Source organism: Streptomyces coacervatus, assembly GCF_029223485.1.
Taxonomy (GTDB): domain Bacteria; phylum Actinomycetota; class Actinomycetes; order Streptomycetales; family Streptomycetaceae; genus Streptomyces; species Streptomyces coacervatus.
This window is the reverse complement of sequence record NZ_JARHTP010000077.1, coordinates 1-619: the sequence shown is the minus strand read 5'-3', so window position 1 is coordinate 619 and position 619 is coordinate 1. Positions and strand designations below refer to the sequence as shown.

2 pseudogenes are annotated in these 619 nt (G+C 67.9%); both read left to right on the top strand.

Annotated features, from left to right (window positions below):
• A pseudogene (locus P2Q00_RS50660) lies at positions 1-363 on the top strand (DNA-binding protein); the annotation flags it as partial.
• A pseudogene (locus P2Q00_RS50655) lies at positions 363-619 on the top strand (transcriptional regulator); the annotation flags it as partial. The pseudogenes P2Q00_RS50660 and P2Q00_RS50655, both read left to right, overlap by 1 nt.

The following is a 619-nucleotide window of genomic DNA, read 5'->3' as shown; positions in this document are numbered from 1 at the left end:
GTCTTGGCCGCGGCCAGGGAAACGGCTATCGCCGAGGACGACAGCATCACCGAGGAGTACGTCAAGGCGATGTATTCGAAGTTCGTCTCCACGATGGGGGAGTCGATCCACAACCGCGCACTCCAGCGCCCGGACTGGATGCACATCATCCACAGCCAGGCCTACGCCAACCTGTGGGGCAAGGCCTACAAGGCGCACCAAGCCGGCCTGGAGGTCATCGCGATGATGGGCACCGACGAGCTGCACGTCACCGGCGACTGGCGCCGCGTCTTCTCCGAAGGCCGCGGGCTGGCCCAGATGAAGATCAAGCACAGCGACGCCAAGGCATCCGGTGAGTACACCGTCGGTAAGGTGGCCCGCTGATGGCCCAGGACTCCCGCTGGCGCCACTACGGCCACTACGGCGCTCGCGGCCTGCCCGGCTGGGTGGCGCTGGCCGAAGGCATCGACAAGATGGTCACCGGCATCGAATCGCCCGTCACCTCCGAACGCGGCCTCGCCGCCCGCCTGCGCTACCTGACCACCTCCGACGCCGGCTACGAAGCCATGGACCGCGCCGGCATCCACGTCCGCCCCGCCACCCTGATCGCCTGGCTGGCCGAGGAGCGAACGCCCAGCAA